Source organism: Streptomyces sp. NPDC090798 (assembly GCF_044768965.1).
Taxonomy (GTDB): Bacteria; Actinomycetota; Actinomycetes; order Streptomycetales; family Streptomycetaceae; genus Streptomyces.
Map to the genome: position 1 here is coordinate 176,426 of NZ_JBIVXA010000011.1, position 17,129 is coordinate 193,554.

The 17,129-nt window shown below is 69.9% G+C and carries 17 protein-coding genes and 1 tRNA gene; 11 read left to right on the forward strand and 7 right to left on the reverse strand.

The genetic code is table 11. The annotated features are described in order from the left end of the window. Positions 1 to 2 precede the first annotated feature (2 nt). From ACIQTP_RS24610 to ACIQTP_RS24645, 8 genes are all read left to right on the forward strand, one after another. Positions 3 to 755 carry a NuoI/complex I 23 kDa subunit family protein gene (locus ACIQTP_RS24610; protein ID WP_403403098.1) on the forward strand — a complete coding sequence of 251 codons (753 nt, stop codon included), beginning with the start codon at positions 3 to 5 and terminating at the stop codon, positions 753 to 755. Then, positions 752 to 1,405 (forward strand): NADH-quinone oxidoreductase subunit J, encoded by a 654-nt coding sequence (locus tag ACIQTP_RS24615; protein ID WP_403403100.1) that lies wholly within the window; start codon positions 752 to 754, stop codon positions 1,403 to 1,405. The genes ACIQTP_RS24610 and ACIQTP_RS24615 overlap by 4 nt, the downstream gene beginning before the upstream one ends. Beyond that, entirely contained in the window at positions 1,405 to 1,803 is a 399-nt protein-coding gene (gene nuoK, locus ACIQTP_RS24620) for an NADH-quinone oxidoreductase subunit NuoK (RefSeq protein ID WP_402034578.1), read from the forward strand. Before ACIQTP_RS24615 ends, nuoK begins: the two co-directional genes overlap by 1 nt. After that, the gene (locus ACIQTP_RS24625) at positions 1,800 to 3,791 is read left to right on the forward strand and encodes an NADH-quinone oxidoreductase subunit L (RefSeq protein ID WP_403403104.1); all 1,992 of its coding nucleotides are present in this window, start codon (positions 1,800 to 1,802) and stop codon (positions 3,789 to 3,791) included. The genes nuoK and ACIQTP_RS24625 overlap by 4 nt, the downstream gene beginning before the upstream one ends. A 6-nt stretch (positions 3,792 to 3,797) precedes the next feature. Next, positions 3,798 to 5,375, forward strand: coding sequence for an NADH-quinone oxidoreductase subunit M (locus tag ACIQTP_RS24630; RefSeq protein WP_403403107.1), 1,578 nt, complete (start codon positions 3,798 to 3,800; stop codon positions 5,373 to 5,375). After that, positions 5,372 to 6,871, forward strand: a complete 1,500-nt coding sequence (locus tag ACIQTP_RS24635) for an NADH-quinone oxidoreductase subunit N (RefSeq protein ID WP_403403110.1) — start codon at positions 5,372 to 5,374, stop codon at positions 6,869 to 6,871. The genes ACIQTP_RS24630 and ACIQTP_RS24635 overlap by 4 nt, the downstream gene beginning before the upstream one ends. A gap of 156 nt (positions 6,872 to 7,027) precedes the next feature. Further along, a complete protein-coding gene (htpX, locus tag ACIQTP_RS24640) occupies positions 7,028 to 7,891 on the forward strand; it encodes a zinc metalloprotease HtpX (protein WP_403403113.1) in 864 nt (287 codons plus the stop codon). Further along, positions 7,888 to 8,280, forward strand: coding sequence for a YccF domain-containing protein (locus tag ACIQTP_RS24645; protein WP_168494571.1), 393 nt, complete (start codon positions 7,888 to 7,890; stop codon positions 8,278 to 8,280). Before htpX ends, ACIQTP_RS24645 begins: the two co-directional genes overlap by 4 nt. Positions 8,281 to 8,451: 171 nt before the next feature. Here ACIQTP_RS24645 and ACIQTP_RS24650 read toward each other — a convergent pair whose 3' ends face one another. Then, positions 8,452 to 8,634: a hypothetical protein gene (locus ACIQTP_RS24650; protein ID WP_403403117.1), complete on the reverse strand. Its 183-nt coding sequence runs from the start codon at positions 8,632 to 8,634 to the stop codon at positions 8,452 to 8,454. A gap of 631 nt (positions 8,635 to 9,265) precedes the next feature. On the opposite strand from ACIQTP_RS24650, the gene ACIQTP_RS24655 reads away from it, so the two are divergent. Further along, positions 9,266 to 9,832: an SMI1/KNR4 family protein gene (locus ACIQTP_RS24655; protein WP_403403120.1), complete on the forward strand. Its 567-nt coding sequence runs from the start codon at positions 9,266 to 9,268 to the stop codon at positions 9,830 to 9,832. A gap of 32 nt (positions 9,833 to 9,864) precedes the next feature. Here the strand turns inward: ACIQTP_RS24655 and ACIQTP_RS24660 are convergent, their stop codons facing one another. Further along, positions 9,865 to 11,109 carry an APC family permease gene (locus ACIQTP_RS24660; protein ID WP_403403123.1) on the reverse strand — a complete coding sequence of 415 codons (1,245 nt, stop codon included), beginning with the start codon at positions 11,107 to 11,109 and terminating at the stop codon, positions 9,865 to 9,867. Positions 11,110 to 11,280: 171 nt separating this feature from the next. Between ACIQTP_RS24660 and ACIQTP_RS24665 the strand changes: the two genes are divergently transcribed. Beyond that, positions 11,281 to 11,547, forward strand: a complete 267-nt coding sequence (locus ACIQTP_RS24665; protein ID WP_402034595.1) for a GlsB/YeaQ/YmgE family stress response membrane protein — start codon at positions 11,281 to 11,283, stop codon at positions 11,545 to 11,547. Positions 11,548 to 11,677: 130 nt separating this feature from the next. Here the strand turns inward: ACIQTP_RS24665 and ACIQTP_RS24670 are convergent, their stop codons facing one another. Beyond that, the gene (locus ACIQTP_RS24670; protein ID WP_101403673.1) at positions 11,678 to 12,166 is read right to left on the reverse strand and encodes a YajQ family cyclic di-GMP-binding protein; all 489 of its coding nucleotides are present in this window, start codon (positions 12,164 to 12,166) and stop codon (positions 11,678 to 11,680) included. Between the two features lie 202 nt (positions 12,167 to 12,368). Here ACIQTP_RS24670 and ACIQTP_RS24675 point away from each other — a divergent pair. Next, a tRNA-Tyr gene (locus tag ACIQTP_RS24675) sits at positions 12,369 to 12,450 on the forward strand. Between the two features lie 178 nt (positions 12,451 to 12,628). On the opposite strand, the gene ACIQTP_RS24680 is transcribed toward ACIQTP_RS24675, so the two are convergent. The 4 genes from ACIQTP_RS24680 to ACIQTP_RS24695 form a co-directional block, all read right to left on the reverse strand. Continuing rightward, a complete protein-coding gene (locus ACIQTP_RS24680; RefSeq protein WP_403403127.1) occupies positions 12,629 to 14,008 on the reverse strand; it encodes a tyrosine-type recombinase/integrase in 1,380 nt (459 codons plus the stop codon). A 61-nt stretch (positions 14,009 to 14,069) separates the two neighbouring features. Further along, the gene (locus ACIQTP_RS24685) at positions 14,070 to 14,261 is read right to left on the reverse strand and encodes a helix-turn-helix transcriptional regulator (protein ID WP_382306823.1); all 192 of its coding nucleotides are present in this window, start codon (positions 14,259 to 14,261) and stop codon (positions 14,070 to 14,072) included. 297 nt (positions 14,262 to 14,558) lie between these two features. After that, on the reverse strand, positions 14,559 to 16,103 hold the full coding sequence (locus ACIQTP_RS24690) for a YfjI family protein (protein ID WP_403403131.1): 1,545 nt from the start codon (positions 16,101 to 16,103) through the stop codon (positions 14,559 to 14,561). Next, complete coding sequence (locus tag ACIQTP_RS24695; RefSeq protein WP_403403133.1) at positions 16,100 to 17,059, reverse strand: DNA primase; 960 nt, start codon at positions 17,057 to 17,059, stop codon at positions 16,100 to 16,102. The genes ACIQTP_RS24690 and ACIQTP_RS24695 overlap by 4 nt, the downstream gene beginning before the upstream one ends. Between the last annotated feature and the right edge of the window lie 70 nt (positions 17,060 to 17,129).

Below are 17,129 nucleotides of genomic sequence, written 5' to 3' on the forward strand. Positions count from 1 at the left end.
CCATGGCCGAGCCTCTCCCGCCCACCCGTCCCCGCATTCCTGGCTCCGGACTCGCCAAGGGCCTGGCCGTCACCCTCCGCACGATGACGAAGAAGACCGTCACCGCGCAGTACCCGGACGCCCAGCCCGAACTCCCGCCCCGCTCCCGCGGCGTCATCGGCCTGTTCGAGGAGAACTGCACGGTCTGCATGCTGTGCGCCCGCGAGTGCCCGGACTGGTGCATCTACATCGACTCCCACAAGGAGACGGTCCCGCCGGCCGCCCCCGGTGGCCGCGAGCGCAGCCGCAACGTCCTCGACCGCTTCGCCATCGACTTCTCCCTGTGCATGTACTGCGGTATCTGCATCGAGGTCTGTCCTTTCGACGCGCTGTTCTGGTCCCCGGAGTTCGAGTACGCGGAGACCGACATCCACGAACTCACCCACGAGCGCGACAAGCTCCGCGAGTGGATGTGGACGGTTCCGGCCCCGCCCGCCCTCGACCCCGGCGCCGAGGAACCGAAGGAACTGGCCGCCGCCCGCAAAACCGCCGACAAGCTCGCCGCCGAGGCAGCCACAGCAGCCGAGGCAGCCGAACTCACGGCGCAGACAGCCGAACAGCCTGCCCAGCCCGAACCCCCGGCCAGCGGCACGACTACGACCACGGACGCGACCGCGGGCACGACCACGGGCACGGGCAGAGGTACGACCGCGGGCACGACCCCGGTCACGCCCGAGCCCTCCAAGCCCTCCGACCCGCAGGACGGTGCGTCGTGAGCCTCGCAGCAGCCACGGCCGCCGCGGCGCGGGCCACGGCCACCGCCGCCGCAAGCCACGGCTTCCTCTCCCCGACGGGCGTCGAGATCGCCTTCCTCCTCGTCGGCCTGGTCACCTTCGGCGCCGCGATCGTCACCGTCACCACCAAGCAGCTGGTGCACGCCGCCCTGTGGCTGGTGATGACGCTCGGCGGCCTCGCCGTCGAGTACCTCCTGCTCACGGCCGAGTTCATCGCCTGGGTGCAGGTCCTCATCTACGTCGGTTCCGTCGTCGTCCTCCTCCTGTTCGGTCTGATGCTCACCAAGGCGCCGATCGGCCGCTCCCCGGACGCCGACTCCGGCAACCGCTGGGCCGCCCTCACAGTTGCCGTCGCCGCGGCCGCCGCCCTCGTCTGGGTGGTCGTGGACGCCTTCCGCACCACCTGGGTCGACCTGAAGGGCCCCGCCGCCGGCTCCACCGACGTCACCGGAGCGAGCCTCTTCCAGAACTGGGTCCTCCCCTTCGAGGCCCTCTCCGTCCTCCTCCTCGCCGCCCTGGTCGGCGCGATCGTCCTCTCCCGCAAGGCGAAGGCGGACGCGACCACCACAACGGACGCCGGCACCCCCACGGGTGACCAGAGCCGCCGCAGCGAGAAGGAAGGGACCCGCTGATGCACCTCGCCTATCCCGCCGTGCTCTCCGCCCTCCTCTTCTGCACGGGCCTGTACGGAGTCCTCGCGCGCCGCAACGCGATCCTGGTCCTGATGTCCGTCGAGCTCATGCTCAACGCCGTCAACCTGAACCTCGTCGCCTTCGACGTCTGGCTCTCCAGGACCGCCCGGGACACGCTCCACTCCGGCCAGGCCCTGACCCTGTTCACCATCGCCATCGCGGCCGCCGAGATCGGCATCGGTCTGGCGATCGTCCTCGCCGTCTACCGGGGCCGCGGCACCTCGGACATCGACAAGCTCCGCGACGCCGCCGAGGGCCCCGCCCCGGACGGCTCCCACGGCGACGGCACCGAAGAAGCCCCCGTCACGGGAGACGAGAAGGCTGAGGCCACCGCGTGACCACGACCACCCTCGCCGTCCTCGTCCCCCTCCTTCCGTTCCTGGGCGCCGCAGCCGGACTCCTCCTCGGCCGCACGGCCCCCGGCTACGTCCGCCCCCTCGCGGTACTCCCGTCCCTCGCCTCGCTCGTCCTCGCCGTACTGGTCGCCGTGCGCCAGGGCGGCGGCCTGGCCATCAACGCGGCCACCGAACTGACGCCCACCGGCTCGGTCCCGATCGAACTCGCCCTGCACATCGACGGCTTCGCCGCCCTCGTCGCCGTACTCGTCGGCGTCGTCGCCTCCTGCGTGCAGATCTACTCGACGGGCTACCTGCGCAACGACCCGCGCTACCTCTCGTACGCCGCTCTCGTCTCCCTCTTCACCTCCGCGATGCTGCTCGTCGTCTACTCCGGCGACCTGATCGTGCTCCTGGTCGGCTGGGAGGTCATGGGCATCTGCTCGTACTTCCTGGTCGGCCACTACTGGGAGACCCCCGAGGCCCGCGCCGCCTCGATCAAGGCCTTCCTGGTCACCAAACTCGGCGACGTCCCCTTCCTCATCGGTCTGTTCGCCCTCGGCACCGACGCCGGGTCCTTCCGCATCACCACGGTCCTCGGCACCGTCGCGAGCGGCGGACTGCACCATCCGACGCTGATCGCCCTGCTGCTCCTCGCCGGCGTGGCGGGCAAGTCGGCGCTGTTCCCGCTGCACACCTGGCTGCCCGACGCGATGGCGGGCCCGACACCCGTCTCTGCCCTGATCCACGCCGCGACGATGGTCGCCGCCGGTATCTACTTCGTCGCCCGGCTCCTCCCCGTCTTCCAGGCCTCCTCGGCCGCGATGGTGGTCCTCGCCGTCATGGCCGCCGTCACGATGGCGGGCTCGGCACTCGCCGCACTCGCCCAGGACGACATCAAGCGTGTCCTCGCGTACTCGACGATCGGCCAGCTCGGCTACATGGCCGGCGCCCTCGCCGTCGGCGACCGCGGTGCCGCCGTCTTCCACCTCCTGTCCCACGGCGCCTTCAAGGCGCTGCTGTTCCTCGCCGCCGGCGTGATCATCCACGCCTCTGGCACCAACTCGCTGGCCGTCATGTCCCGCATGACGGGCCTGCGATCCCGCGTCCCCGACGCCTACTGGACGATGACCGTGGCGCTGCTCGCGCTCGCCGCGATCCCGCCGTTCAGCGGCTTCTTCTCCAAGGAGGCCGTCCTCGGCGCAGCCGAGCACGTCGCCACCGGCCACACCGAGCACGCCCCCGGCTCCGCGGGCTGGATCGTCCTCGTCGCCGGCCTGGTCACCGCCGTGCTCACCGCCGCGTACGCGACCCGGCTGTGGCTGCTGGCCTTCCACGGCCGGGGCGTCGAGGCCCCCGACCACGGCAAGGAGCCGCGCAGCATGACCGTCGTGCTGTGGGTGCTCGCCGTCCCTTCTCTCGCCTTCGGGCTCGCGTACGGCCCACTGCCCGAATGGTTCGACGGCCGCGACCTCACACCGGTCCTCACCACCTCCGTCCTCGGCACGGGGCTCGCTCTGGTCGGCGGGATCATCACCTACGGCGCCTGGCGGCACACCACCGCGCTGGCTCCCCGCGTGCCGATGGGTGCGGTCGCGGCCCACCCCGACGCCGAGCCCGCGCTGGTCGAGGCGGAGGCGATCGCCAGCCACGCACCCGCGTTCGGAGACGTGGCCTACGCCCCCGACCCGGCGGACCCCGGACGGCTGCTGCTCGGCCCGCTGCACCGGCACGCGGCCGTCGGATTCCACCTCGACGCCGTGTACCACGTGCTGTTCGTCCGCCCCGTCCAGGCCGGAGCCACACTCGTCCGGTTCCTCGACCGCGAGGTCGTCGACACCTACGTACGCGGCGCCGCCGCCCTACCCCGCCTGCTCGGCGCCGCCGTACGGCGCGCGCAGACCGGCAATGTGCAGACCTATGTGAGCGCGCTGCTCGCCGGCACCGTCGTCCTGGTGGTCGCCGCCCTCCTCGTCGCCACGGGAGCGTGAGCAGGCGTGATCGATATCAGTGAATCCGTGATGCAGATTCTTCTCGCGTTGATCGTCGTCGGGCCGCTCATCGGCGCCGCCGCCGCTCTCCTGCCCGCGCCGCCCGGACTGAAGGGGAAGTCGCCGGACCAGGCGGTGCTGCGGCACGGCGTGATCGTCACCGGCGTGGTGCTCATCGCCGCGATCGTCCTCGCGCTCGGCTTCGACCACGACCACCCGTCGAAGATGCAGGCCACGACGGACATCAGTTGGATCCCCGCGCTCGACGTGCGGATCCACCTCGGCATCGACGGCATTTCCCTCCCCCTTCTGGTCCTGACCGCGCTGCTGACCTTCCTCTGCGCGCTCTACAGCTACTTCAAGATGCCCGCGGGGCCGACCCCGAAGGCCTTCGTCGCACTGCTGCTCGTCCTCGAGTCCGGCACCCTCGCGACCTTCGCCGTCCTCGATCTGCTGCTGTTCTTCCTCGCGTTCGAGATCGTGCTCATCCCGATGTACTTCCTCATCGCCCGGTGGGGCGGTGCGCAGCGCCAGGCCGCGGCCTGGAAGTTCATCCTCTTCACACTGCTCGGTTCGGTCGTCATGCTGCTGGGCCTGCTCCTGATCGGAATCAAGGCGGGCACATTCGACATGGTGGCACTCGCCACTGACAACGGCCGGTCGCTGACCACATCCGTGCAGGTCATCGCCGTTTTGGCGATCGGAATCGGGCTCGCGGTCAAGACGCCGATGTGGCCGCTGCACAGCTGGCTGCCGGACGCCCACACCGCCGCGCCCACCGTCGGCTCGGTCCTGTTGGCCGGTGTCATGCTGAAGATGGGTACGTACGGGTTCGTCCGGATTCTGCTGCCGATCGCGCCGGACGGGATGCACACCTTCGCCCCCTATCTCGCCGCCTTCGCCGTGGTCGGGATCATCTACGGATCCCTGGCCTGCCTGGCTCTCGCTAAGCAGGGCGCGAAGGGCGATCTCAAGCGGCTCATCGCGTACTCGTCCGTCGGCCACATGGGATTCGTCCTGCTCGGCATCGCGACGATGACCCCGACCGGCGTGAACGGCGCACTGTTCGCCAACATCGCCCACGGCCTCATCACCGGCCTTCTCTTCTTCCTCGTCGGGGCGCTGAAGGACCGCACGGGCACCACCGACCTCGACGCCCTCGCCGAGGAGACCGGCGCCGCGCTCTACGGCAAGGCTCCGCGTCTCGGCGGCCTCCTCGCCTTCGCCGCCGTCGCCTCGCTCGGGCTCCCGGGCCTCGCAGGGTTCTGGGGCGAGATGCTGGCCCTGTTCGGCGCGTTCAAACCCGCCGCCGACCTCAGCCGTCCCGCGTATCTGACGTTCATGGCCATCGCCGCCTTCGGAACGCTGCTCACGGCCGCGTACATGCTCGTCGTCGTACGCCGTGTGTGCATGGGCGAGACCCCGCGGCAGGAGGCGCCGAAGCTCGCCGACGTCCAGAGCTACGAGTTCGCGGCCTGGACACCGCTCGTCGCCCTCACCGTCGTCGCCGGTCTGTGGCCCAAGGCCCTCCTCGGCCTGACCGACCCGGCCGTACAACAGCTCCTCGCAGGAGGCACCCGATGAGCTCCCTGGTCCAGTCCGTCGACTGGCTCGCGATCGCGCCGCCCACCCTCGCCGCGGTCGTCGGACTCGTCGTGCTCGTCGCCGACCTCTTCATCGGAGAGGAGAAGAAGGCGGTACTCGGCTGGGTGTCGGTGGTGGGGCTCGCCGCGTCCGCGCTCATGCTGCTGCCTCTTCTGGACGGCGACCGCGCCACCTTCTGTCTCACCGGCGACGCGCACGCCTGTAGCTACACGGCGGACCGCTTCACCCTCGTCATCCAGCTCCTTGTCCTCGGCGGCGCGCTCCTGGCAGCACTGCTGTCGGTCACGGCCCTGAAGGACGCCAACAAGGAACTCCCCGAGGGGGAGTTCTGGTTCCTGCTGCTTTCCTCGGCCGCGGGCGCCGCCCTGCTGCCCGCCTCCCGCGACCTCGCGACGCTCATCGTCGCCCTCGAAGTCGCCTCACTGCCCGCCTTCGCACTCGTCGGCATCAAACGCGGCGACAAGAAGTCCTCCGAGGCGGCCCTGAAGTTCTTCCTGTCCTCCGTCACCGCGACCGCCGTGAGCCTCATGGGCGTCAGCTTCGTCTACGCGACGACCGGCACCCTCTACCTCACCCAGATCGCGGACAAGATCCAGCACGTCGAGGGACAGTTCCACACCCTCGCCCAGGCGGGAGTCGTCCTCACCCTCGTCGGTTTCGCCTTCAAGACGGCCGCCGTGCCCTTCCACTTCTGGGTGCCCGACACCTACGTAGGGGCGCCTTTGCCGGTCGCCGCCTACTTGTCGGTCGTCGGCAAGGCGGTCGGCTTCTCCGGCCTGATCCTCGTCACCGTCGTCGCCTTCCCTTCGTACGCGGACGTCTGGGGCCCCGCGCTCGCCGCGCTGGCCGCCCTCACCATGACCGTCGGCAACGTCGGCGCCCTGCGCCAGCAGGCCACGCGCGCGTACAGCGCGGTCCGACTGCTCGCCTGGTCCTCCGTCGGCCAGGCCGGCTACCTCCTGGTCCCGATCGCCTCCGCCGCCTACTCCAAGGACACCGGGAAGGCCGTCGGCTCCACCGTCGCGTACGCCCTGATGTACGCCGTGGTGAACCTGGGCGCCTTCGCCGTGGCCGCGCTCGTCGCCCGTACGTGCCCCCTGAACCGCATCAGCGACTACCGAGGCCTGTACGCGAGGAGCCCCCTGTCCGCGCTGATGCTCGGCTTCTTCCTGCTGTGCCTCGCGGGGCTGCCGCCGGGCATCATCGGCCTCTTCGCGAAGGTCACCGTCTTCTCGGCGGCCGTCGACGCCGGGCTCGGCTGGCTGGCCGTGGTCATGGCCGTGAACGTCGTGATCGCGCTCTTCTACTACCTCCAGTGGACGACCCTGCTCTTCCGCGCCCCCGAGGGCGAGCCCGAGCAACACCGCGTCCCGGCCCCACTGACCGCCGCGATCGCTCTGACGGCCGTCCTGGGCATCGCCCTCTCCGGAGCACCCCAGCTGGTCCTGCGCTTCTCGGCCACCGGCCTGTTCTGACACCGTCACCCGCACGGCGTAGGCGCGCCACCGCCCGCACAAGGGAACTAGTGCTCCCCGCCTGGCGTTGACCAGTACGGGAGGGTCCACTGAAGAGTGGACGCAAGGCATCAGCAAGCAAAGGGTTCCCCTGCCGCACCACTTGGAGGGCGTACCGTGCACCGCCGGCACAACGGGCTCAGGACCGCCGTACTCCTCGGGGGACTGTCCGCACTCATCATCGTCATCGGCAGCTTCTTCGGGCGTACCGGCCTCGTCGTCGCGCTGTTCATCGCGATCGGGACGAACGCGTACGCGTACTGGAACAGCGACAAACTGGCTCTACGCGCGATGCGCGCCCGCCCGGTGAGCGAATTCGAGGCCCCGGCCCTGTACCGCATCGTCCGGGAGCTCTCGACCCAGGCCCGCCAGCCCATGCCGCGCCTGTACATCTCACCGACGGAAGCGCCGAACGCGTTCGCTACGGGGCGCAACCCGCGCAACGCGGCGGTGTGCTGCACCGAAGGAATCCTGCGCATCCTGGACGAACGCGAGTTGCGCGGCGTCCTCGGCCACGAGCTCAGCCACGTCTACAACCGCGACATCCTGATCTCGTCGGTCGCGGGCGCCCTCGCCTCCGTGATCATGTTCCTGGTGAATTTCGCCTGGCTGATCCCGATCGGCCGTTCGAACGACGACGAGGGTCCCGGCATCCTCGGCATGCTGTTGATCATGATCCTGGGTCCGCTCGCCGCGTCCCTCATCCAGCTGGCCATCAGCCGCTCCAGGGAGTACGAGGCGGACGCGTCCGGCGCCCAGCTCACCGGCGACCCCCTCGCCCTCGCCAGTGCCCTGCGCAAGCTCGACGCGGGCACCAAACAACTGCCGCTGCCCCCTGAGCCGCGCATCGAGACCGCGAGCCACATGATGATCGCCAACCCCTTCCGCCCGGGCCAGGGAATGTCGAAGATGTTCTCCACGCACCCGCCGATGGCGGAGCGCATCGCCCGGCTCGAGCAGATGGCAGGTCGCCAGCAATGAAGACAATCCTGAACGTCATTTGGCTCGTCCTGAGCGGCTTCTGGCTGTTCCTCGGCTACTTGGCCGCCGGCTTGCTGTTGTGCATCACCATCATCGGCATCCCCTTTGGCATCGCGGCCTTCCGTATCGGCGTCTACGCCCTGTGGCCCTTCGGCTATACGACGGTGGAGCGCCGCGACGCGGGCGCTCCCTCCTGCGTCGGCAACGTCCTGTGGCTGGTCCTCGCGGGCTGGTGGCTCGCCCTCGCCCACATCGTGACCGGCATCCTCCTGTGCATCACGATCATCGGCATCCCGTTCGGCATCGCCAACTTCAAGCTCATCCCGGTCTCGTTGCTCCCGCTGGGCCGCGAAATCGTCCGCACGGACGAGCCGTTCGCCACACGCTGACGGGGCGTCGCGGACCCTCGACGCCACCCACACCCCGGTCGGGGAGGAATGGCCACTGGAGTACGTACGGGTCCTCGGTGACCGCCCGTGCGCGCTCGACCCGACGCTGCGCGACATCACCGTCGAGGCGTCGGCGGTCCCGGAGACCCGGCCGAACACCCCCAACGGCCGTTACTGTCCGCGGGACACCGGCTTCTGGGCGCGGACGGCGAGCTGTGGGGTCACTGCAGGGACCTCGGCCACGTCCCCGGCGATTTTCTCGAACCGGCCCAGCCGCCGGTGCGCCTGCTCGGCTGCTTCGCGCGCGGATCCCTGTGTGACGCGCTCGAAGCGGGCGACGAGGATCTGGGACACGCTCGCGTGCTGCGCCTCAACCGGGTCGGCTGGACGGTCGGCTCCGTGCTCGAGGCGAGATCATCGCGTGGATCCCCTCCGCGCACGGCCGGGCCCTGGTCGATCTCACCCTCGATCCCTGGTCGCGGCGGCTTCCCAGAGCAGCCCGCGAGGCCTGGACGTGTGGTGGCACCAACGCCAGTCCGAGCCGAACAGCTGGGCCCGATGCAGTCCACAGGGGCGCGAGTTCTGGCTCGACCGGGCCCGGGGAAGAACGAACCCGTACGGGCCCGGCCCAGAGCCCGGCTCCACCTACCATCTCGACGGCCGCCACGTCACCGACGCGCCAGCTTCCCACCGCGCGCTGGGAGGGGCGGTGAACGGCCCCGGCGGCTACTTCGGCCACGACCTGAGCGCCGCCGCCGACTGCCTGCGAGGCGGCTACGGCGCCGAGCGGCCTTCACTCTTGTCCGGCACGACGCCGACGTCGCCCGCACCTGCCTCGGCGTGACACCGTGCCGCGACCGCAGGCCCCGACATTCGAGGAACTGGCTTTCCTCACCGAGAACACCGTCGACGTACGCATCGTCTGATGTCTGATGGGTTATCCACAGGCCGCCCGATTGTCAGTGGCGCGCTGCATCATGAACCCATGACCGAAATCGAGCAGTTGCTGGCACGGGTCGGTACGGAGGCCCGCAACACCCGCCCATGGGGCTGGCCTTCGCTCCCCGAGCCCGTGGACGCGACGGCGGTCACCCGCGCCGAAGCCGTCCTGGGCTTCACCCTGCCGCCACTGCTCGCGGCGCTCTACCTGCGGATAGGGGACGGCGGCTTTGGTCCGGAGTACGGCCTGTTGCCGCTGCTCGAAGGCTCCCCGTCCGGCGAGCCCGCCGCCGTCCCGCAGTACCTCGCCCACCGGGAGAGCGGCCGCCAGGACCCGGACTGGCCCTGGCCGGAGGGGGTCCTGCCGATATCCCACTGGGGCTGCGGGATGTACGCGTGCGTGGACTGCCGCAGCCCCCGGGGCACGGTCCTGCTCTTCGAGCCGAACGCCGACGAGGCCGACCACGCCTGGTACGTGGACGCACCCGACCTGGAGGCGTGGCTGGACACCTGGCTGGAGGGCTCCGGCTGGTACGAGGAGTCCAACGACGACACGGACTTGGCCCCGTGGCCCGACTTCCGCATACGCACGGCGGCGGCACAGGCCTCGTAGCGACCCGCCCGCCACCGAGGCCCTGCCGGTGGCTACCGCGAGCCCGCCCGTACCCTCACGCCGTACGCCGCCGCACCCACCCCCAGCACAGCCGCGCCCACGACGACCGAAACCGCCGGCAGCGCGACCGCCAGGGTCACGCACCCGAAGACTCCCAGCACCGGCACCACCCGCGCCGCCGGAGCGGGACTCAGCGTCCAGGCGGACGCGTTGGCCACGGCGTAGTACGCCAGTACACCGAAGGAGGAGAACCCGATCGCGTCCCGCAGGTCCACCGTCGCGGCCAGCGCGGCGACCACCGCGCCCACGGCCAGCTCCGCCCGGTGCGGTACCTGGAAACGCGGATGTACGGCGGCCAGGGCGCCCGGCAGATGACGGTCGCGGGCCATGGCCAGCGTCGTCCGTGAGACGCCCAGGATCAGGGCGAGGAGCGAGCCGAGCGCGGCCACGGCCGCACCCACCCGTACCACCGGCACGAGCCCCGGCACACCGGCCGCCCGCACGGCGTCGGCCAGCGGCGCCGAGGCGCGCCCGAGCCCGTCCGGCCCCAGCACCGAAAGGACCGCCACCGCGACCGCCGCGTACACCACGAGCGCGATACCCAGGGCCGTCGGGATCGCGCGCGGAATGGTGCGCGCCGGATCCCGTACCTCCTCACCGAGCGTCGCGATCCGCGCGTATCCGGCGAACGCGAAGAACAGCAGCCCCGCCGCCTGAAGCACCCCGCCCGCGCCACCGGAGACCCCGACCTCCAGCCGCCCGGCGTCGGAGGCGTCCGAGCCGAGACACACGACCACCACGGAAGCGAGGACCGCGAGGACCACCGAAACGATCACCCGGGTCAGCCAGGCGGACTTCTGCGTGCCGCCGTAGGTGACCGCGGTGAGGACCACCACGGCCCCGACCGCCACCGCGTGCGCCTGCCCCGGCCAGACGTACGCGCCCACGGTGAGCGCCATCGCCGCACAGGAGGCCGTCTTCCCGACGACGAACGACCAGCCGGCCAGATACCCCCAGAAGGCGCCGAGACGCTCACGCCCGTACACATATGTGCCACCGGAGGCTGGATAGAGAGCGGCCAGCCGTGCCGAGGACATCGCGTTGCAGTACGCGACCACGGCCGCGACCGCGAGCCCGAGGAGCAGACCGGACCCTGCCGCCCGTGCCGCGGGGCCCAACGCCGCGAAGATCCCGGCACCCACCATCGACCCGAGCCCGATGACCACGGCGTCCCCGACGCCCAGGGTGCGCCGCAACTCGGATCCGGACTTTGTCATGGGCGGCACCCTACTGATCGCTGCAACCGACCGCCGCCGACCAGGCGTCCTTCCCGACGACGCGCCAGGAACACCGGCACGACCACCGGCTGCTCGAACTCGAAGGCATGACACAGCAGGTCCGGAGCAGGATCACAGCACAGGCACAGCGCGGAGAGGCAGGTTCAGGGCATGGGCATCATCAGCTGGATCATTCTGGGACTGTTGGCCGGAGCCATAGCCAAATTCCTGCTGCCGGGCCGTGACCCGGGCGGCTTCATCGGTACGACCATCATCGGCATCGCGGGCGCCTTCATCGGCGGCTGGATCTCCGCACGCTGGCTGGACCACCCGATCGCCAAGCAGTTCTACGACGGGGCCACGTGGGCCGCCGCGATCGGCGGCTCGCTCGTGCTGCTCATCCTCTACCGCATCCTGTTCGGCGACTCGCGCCGTTGAGCGCGCGCCCCGAGGCCGCAGCCAGCAGGCGAGAAGGGCGGGCACCCTCGGGTGCCCACCCTTCCTCGTAGGCGCAACTTTTCTCGTACGCGCAAAGAACCACCAGCCGAAGCCGGTTGGCGGCCGACGGCTACCGGTAGTTCACGTACTGCAGCGCGAAGTCGAAGTCCTTGCCCTTGAGCAGCGCCTGCACGGCCTGCAGGTCGTCACGGCTCTTCGAGCTGACGCGCAGCTCGTCGCCCTGCACCTGCGCCTTCACGCCCTTCGGGCCCTCGTCGCGAATGATCTTCGCCACCTTCTTCGCGTTCTCCTGGGAGATGCCCTCCTCGATGGACGCGAAGATCTTGTACTCCTTGCCGGAGAGCTGGGGCTCTCCCGCGTCCAGCGCCTTCAGCGAGATACCGCGCTTGACCAGCTTGGTCTCGAACACATCGAGGATGGCCTTGACCCGCTCCTCGGAGTTCGCCTCCATCAGGATCTTCTCGCCGGACCAGGAGATGGAGGCGCCCACGTTCTTGAAGTCGTAGCGCTGTGAGATCTCCTTGGCGGCCTGGTTGAGGGCGTTGTCGACCTCCTGCCGCTCGACCTTCGAGACGATGTCGAAACTGGAGTCGGCCATGTCCTGTGGCTCCTTGTATCGGGGTGCGTAGGGGCGGCCGTCGAGCCCGGCGTAGGTCCCCGGCCGCATCCGCATAAGCCTAGCCACCCCCTCCCCACCAAGCGCAGATCAATCGGGTGGCGAAGCACCCCCGAGCATCAGGTATCGTTTACGTCGTTGCCAGGGAGCACCGCCGAAAAGCGGTCCTCAAGGCAGCAACCCCGGCGGTGTGCCCGAGCGGCCAAAGGGAGCAGACTGTAAATCTGCCGGCTCAGCCTTCCCAGGTTCGAATCCTGGCGCCGCCACATGAAGGTAGACCCCCTCCGATCTGCGGAAACGTAGATCGGAGGGGGTCTCTTCGTTTTCGAACGTGATCTTTCGATCGGAATCGAAACTGGGTGACTTGTCTCACCCCGTCTCGCCCGGATCCCACTCCTGATCAGCCTGCGTCCCCCAGGCGTCCCCCGGGGGACGGACGACCGCTCACTCCGGCTCGTTCCACTCGCGCAGGGCAGCGTCTATCCGCCGGTTGGCTCGCTCCTGGGTCTGCGCGAGCACCTTCGCGTAGACCCTGAACAGCACCGCGATCGTGTGACCTGCTCGCCGGGCGCATTCCATCGGGTCCACGCCGGAGCTCAGCCAGAAGGAGACCCCGGCATGACGCAGGTCGTAGGGCCGCCGCGCGAGCAGGGAAGCGGCCTCAGCCTCGGTGAGCACCTTTTCCCGAGCCTTTGCCCAGACCTCCCCATACCCGGTCTCTTGCAGCAGGCCCCCGCGGCTTGTCCGAAACAGCCGTCCGTCGGGAGCCGTGCCGTGGGTGGCGATGTGCTGCCGGAGCTGCCGGACGAAGTGGGGAGGGATCGGCACGGGTCGCGAGTCCTTCTCGGCCCTGGCCTTCAGGTGCCGGGCCTGGTGCGCCTTCCCGTCATCCGTCCAGCTCCGGCCGGCCCGCACTACGCCCTGCCGTAGGGTCAGAGTGCCCCAACCCTTCTCTGGCAAGTGGCACTGCGTCGCCCGGAGCGCTGAGGCCTCAGCCGGCCGCATCGAGGCGTAGTAGAGGCACCCGAAGAACGCCTCAAGATGCTCACCGCGAGCCCCCTGTGCGCGCACCCCGGCAAGAAGTGCCCGAACCTGCCGAGGGTTGGCGACGCTTTCGGGGTCGACCTCTTCCGCCGACTTCGGGGCGGTCCACTTCACCGTCGTGAGCGGGTTGACCGGTGTCACGAAGTACTGCTCTTCCACGGCGAACCCGAGGACGTCGCTGAGGCAGGCACGCTTGCGCTTCACCGTACGGGCCGCAGCCGTTTTGCCATCGAGCTTCAACGCCAGGGCGTCGAGCGCGAGTCGGACGGTTGCGGGATCTTCGAGGGCGGCGATGGGTACCGAGTTCCTGGCCATCCAGTGGAGTGCGCGTTCAACGTCCTCCGGCGGCTCTTCGGTCCAGCGATTCCGGTTGTAGGCCCACCCGTAGAGAGCCCGCCGCAGGAGATGGGTCTCCGGCATGCCTGCTCGGCTCCTAACGAGAGCAGGCGTGATGGTGGCCAACGCGTCCGCGTAGTTGCGCCGGGACTTCGCGGGCGCCGCGGTCCACTTCCGGTCGATGTAGGCGCGGGTGTGCTCGTACCAGGTCACTGCGCCTTGCTTCGCGCGGAGTTCGGAGAAGGGGAGGCCCGTCTCTTCGTCGAATTGCTCGCCCCGCCGCACGGCGGACATCAGCTCGGAGCGCCTGCCGTCGGCTTGTGCTTTGAGTTGGTAGCTCTTGGAGTGCTTGCGCTCGCCGACCAGCCAGCGCAGCCGGTAGGGCTTCGGCCGGTCCCTGCGTACTTCGAGTGAGTAGAGGCGTACGTCGTAGGTGAGTGCCACGGGTCTCCCATAGAGAAGGGCCCGCCGTGTGGCGGGCCCTTGGTTGATTCACGAGGTTTGCTCAGGCTGCGGCGCGCTCATCGCAGCGCTCCCACCACGCGTCCAGGTCAGCGCGGTTGACGCGGAGTTGGCCGTTGGGGAGCTTCTGGAGACGGGGGGCCTGGCCGCGGGCGCGCATGCGGTAGAAGGCGGCGCGGCTCATCTTGATCTCTGCGAGGACTTCGGCGAGCTTGAGTTTCTCGGGGCGGGCCACGGTGGGGACTCCTTCTCAGATCCTGCGGAAACCGGGAATCCGCTGACAGAACTGACAGAACCTCGCCGCTAGGCCGCTGACCTGCGGTTTCGATGGGTTCGTGATCTTTGACAGAACTGAATTAAAACCTGACAGAACCTCGGCGGGCGGGGTTCTGTCACAGAGCCCCGACGGTGGGGTCGGAGGTTCTGTCGAGTTTTAACTAGGTTCTGTCAAAACCGCGATCATGGCTGTTTGCACTGGTCAGCGGCCTGCGCGGGGGGTTCTGTCAGTTGTGTCAGCGCTCTGGGGGTTGTGTCAGACGCCCCGGGCGATACGAGGGTGGGTTTCGTAGCGGGGCGAGGGCGGCCGGCCACCGCGGCCGGTGCGCGGGGGCGGGGGCTGCTGCCGGATCCACCCGTGCTCTTCGAGCAGGACCAGGGCGGGGTCCAGGTCGCTGATGGCGGGGAAGTCCGCCCGCCGCAGCATGCGGAAGAGCTCCCGCTTGGTGCACTGAGTGAGCTTGCCTGTGACGAGTTGTGCGAGGACGGTGAGGGCGGCGTCGTGGGCGGGGTCGGCGCTCATGGTGTCGAACACGTCCAGGGCGTGCGCGGTGAAGTAGTCGCCCAGGGTGGTGGCGGCGGCCATGGTGGCGGCGTCGATGGGCTTGTGCCATCCGTCCTCGGGGTGGGTGGCCAGGTGCAGCAGTCCAGCGATGCGGGCCACGGCTCCGTCGCGTTTGGAGGCCCATTTCACGATCGGGGCGTAGCTTCCGTCCGGCCCGAGCCGGGACTCGGTGACCTTCTGGAAGGCGAGCAGGACCGCGTCCGCCTCGGGGGTGAGCTGGAGCAGGGCGGGGTCGGTCCAGCCGGCCAGGGCCAGCGTCAGACCGCCCAGCCGCGCGGCGTAGGTGGCGGCCACCTGCTCGTCGAGCAGGTCCGGCGAGAGGTTGCGCCGTCCGACGAGGGAGAGGGGTTTGGAGTACAGGAAGCGGGCGAGCAGGCCGCGGCCGTCGGCCCCGTCGATGCGGGAGAGCGCGTCGAGGACTTCAGGTTGGACGGCCAGGCCGATGGTGACGGCGGGGGTGTCGATGTGCTGGGCTTCGCGGCCCTGCCGGTTGACGCGGATCATGTCGCCTGCGTGGCCCTTGAGGAACATCCCCATGTTGGGCTTGCCGCTGTAGCGGCCGGCGATGATGTCGAACAGCTCGCCCTCGGCACTCAGGCAGGCAATCCGCCCGCCCTGCTGGTCCAGCAGAGTTCCGATGTTCTCCGGGGTCACGTCGTCCGCCACGAGCTGCGGCACGGCGGGAACGCTCATCTCGTCCACGGCTTGGGCGAGTTGGACGGCTTCGGCGGTGAGCGCGTCGCGCTGGTCCGGTTCGGCGCCTGCGGCCTTTCCTGCGGCCTTGTCGGCTGCGGACTTGGCCAGGCGGATGGTTGTCTCCGCCTCCGCCCGCACGGGCCCTGAGAGTTCAATCAGGGCCTTTTCTGCGGCGAGCAGGGGGCGGACCATGAGGTCGAATACGGCGCTCTTGCGGTTGCCGGGGTCCAGGGCCACGGCGGTGTAGACGTTGACGGGCTCGCGCCAGTGGCCGCGTACGCACACTTTGACGCGTCCGCCTGCTGCGGTGGCGATCACGGCGAGGGCGAGGCATCCGGCGAGGTCGGCGGGGGTCTGGGTCTCCTCGGCCACGCCGCGGACCATGTTGCCCAGCCACGGCGGCAGCGCTTCCACGGGGAACGGCGGCAGGGGCGGGCGCGTCTTGAGGGGGACCGGTTCGTCCCAGATCGGTCCGGCGATGTCCTCGGCGGTCAGGTCGAACCCTTCCCACAGGTCCGGGCTCACCTCGTTCGTGCTCATGCGTGGATCCCTCCTTCCGTCGGGTGCGGGTGAGAACCCAAGGCTTTTCGGACGCCCTGACGGGCGGCGTCTTTCGCGCCCACGGCCGTCCGGGGTCCGGTCGGAGTGGCGGCCATGCCGTTGGTGACGGCGCGTTCCGCATACGTCTCGGGGACGCCGACCGAGACGGCCGCGGCGATGATCTGCTCGCCGATGGCTTCCAGGCCGCACGGTCCGGGGCACTGCGCGTGCTGCCTGGCCAGGAACTGGGCCACGCCGAACGCCTGCGATCCGGCGCCCGATTCGGTGCGGGAGAGCACCATGGCTACACCGCGGTCCAGGCCGGTGCGGACGTAGCGCTCGGTGTGACGGCATCCGGTGGCCACGGCCGCATCCCACACGGCGCGCTCCGGGGAGGAAGAGACCACCCTCCCCGGGGCGGGGGTGGTCTCTTCCCTCACAAGCAGCGCGCGGACGGCCGGCGGCAGAGGCTGCATCGTGCCGGTGCCGGGACCGAGCCAACGGGCGTACTGCATGCGGGACTTGACGTCGACACCGGGCAATACGGCGTTGGCCGACTGCATGGCCCCGAGGTAGATCCAGTGCTCCCCGCGGGTGGTGGGGACGGTCCTGGTAGGCGGCAGGGTCTGACGCGCCCATGCGACGGCGGCGGCGTCGTCGAGGTCGACGACGGTCAGCCCGGCGCCGCCGGGGTGGTAGGCGATGGCTTGGGCCTCGCGCCATGCCGGGGCCCAAGCGGGGGAGGTGAGGACGCGGGGGTCGGTCGTGGCGGCGGCCCAGGCGTGGCACACGGCGGGGCACTGGCAGGGGCCTGCACTCTTCATGTTCGGCCGCCCGCCGCACGCGCCCTTTGCGCAGGTGCGGCAGTTGCCAAACGGCACCTTCCCCGCCCGCAGGGGCAGCGGCGGAACGCCGGCCGTGGCCAGTTCCAGGGCGATCCGGAGAAGCTCGTTCATGCGCGGCCCTGTGCGCGGGCTCGCCGGATGTCGGCGGGGTGGGTCATGCTGGAGACCTCCACAGGTCAGT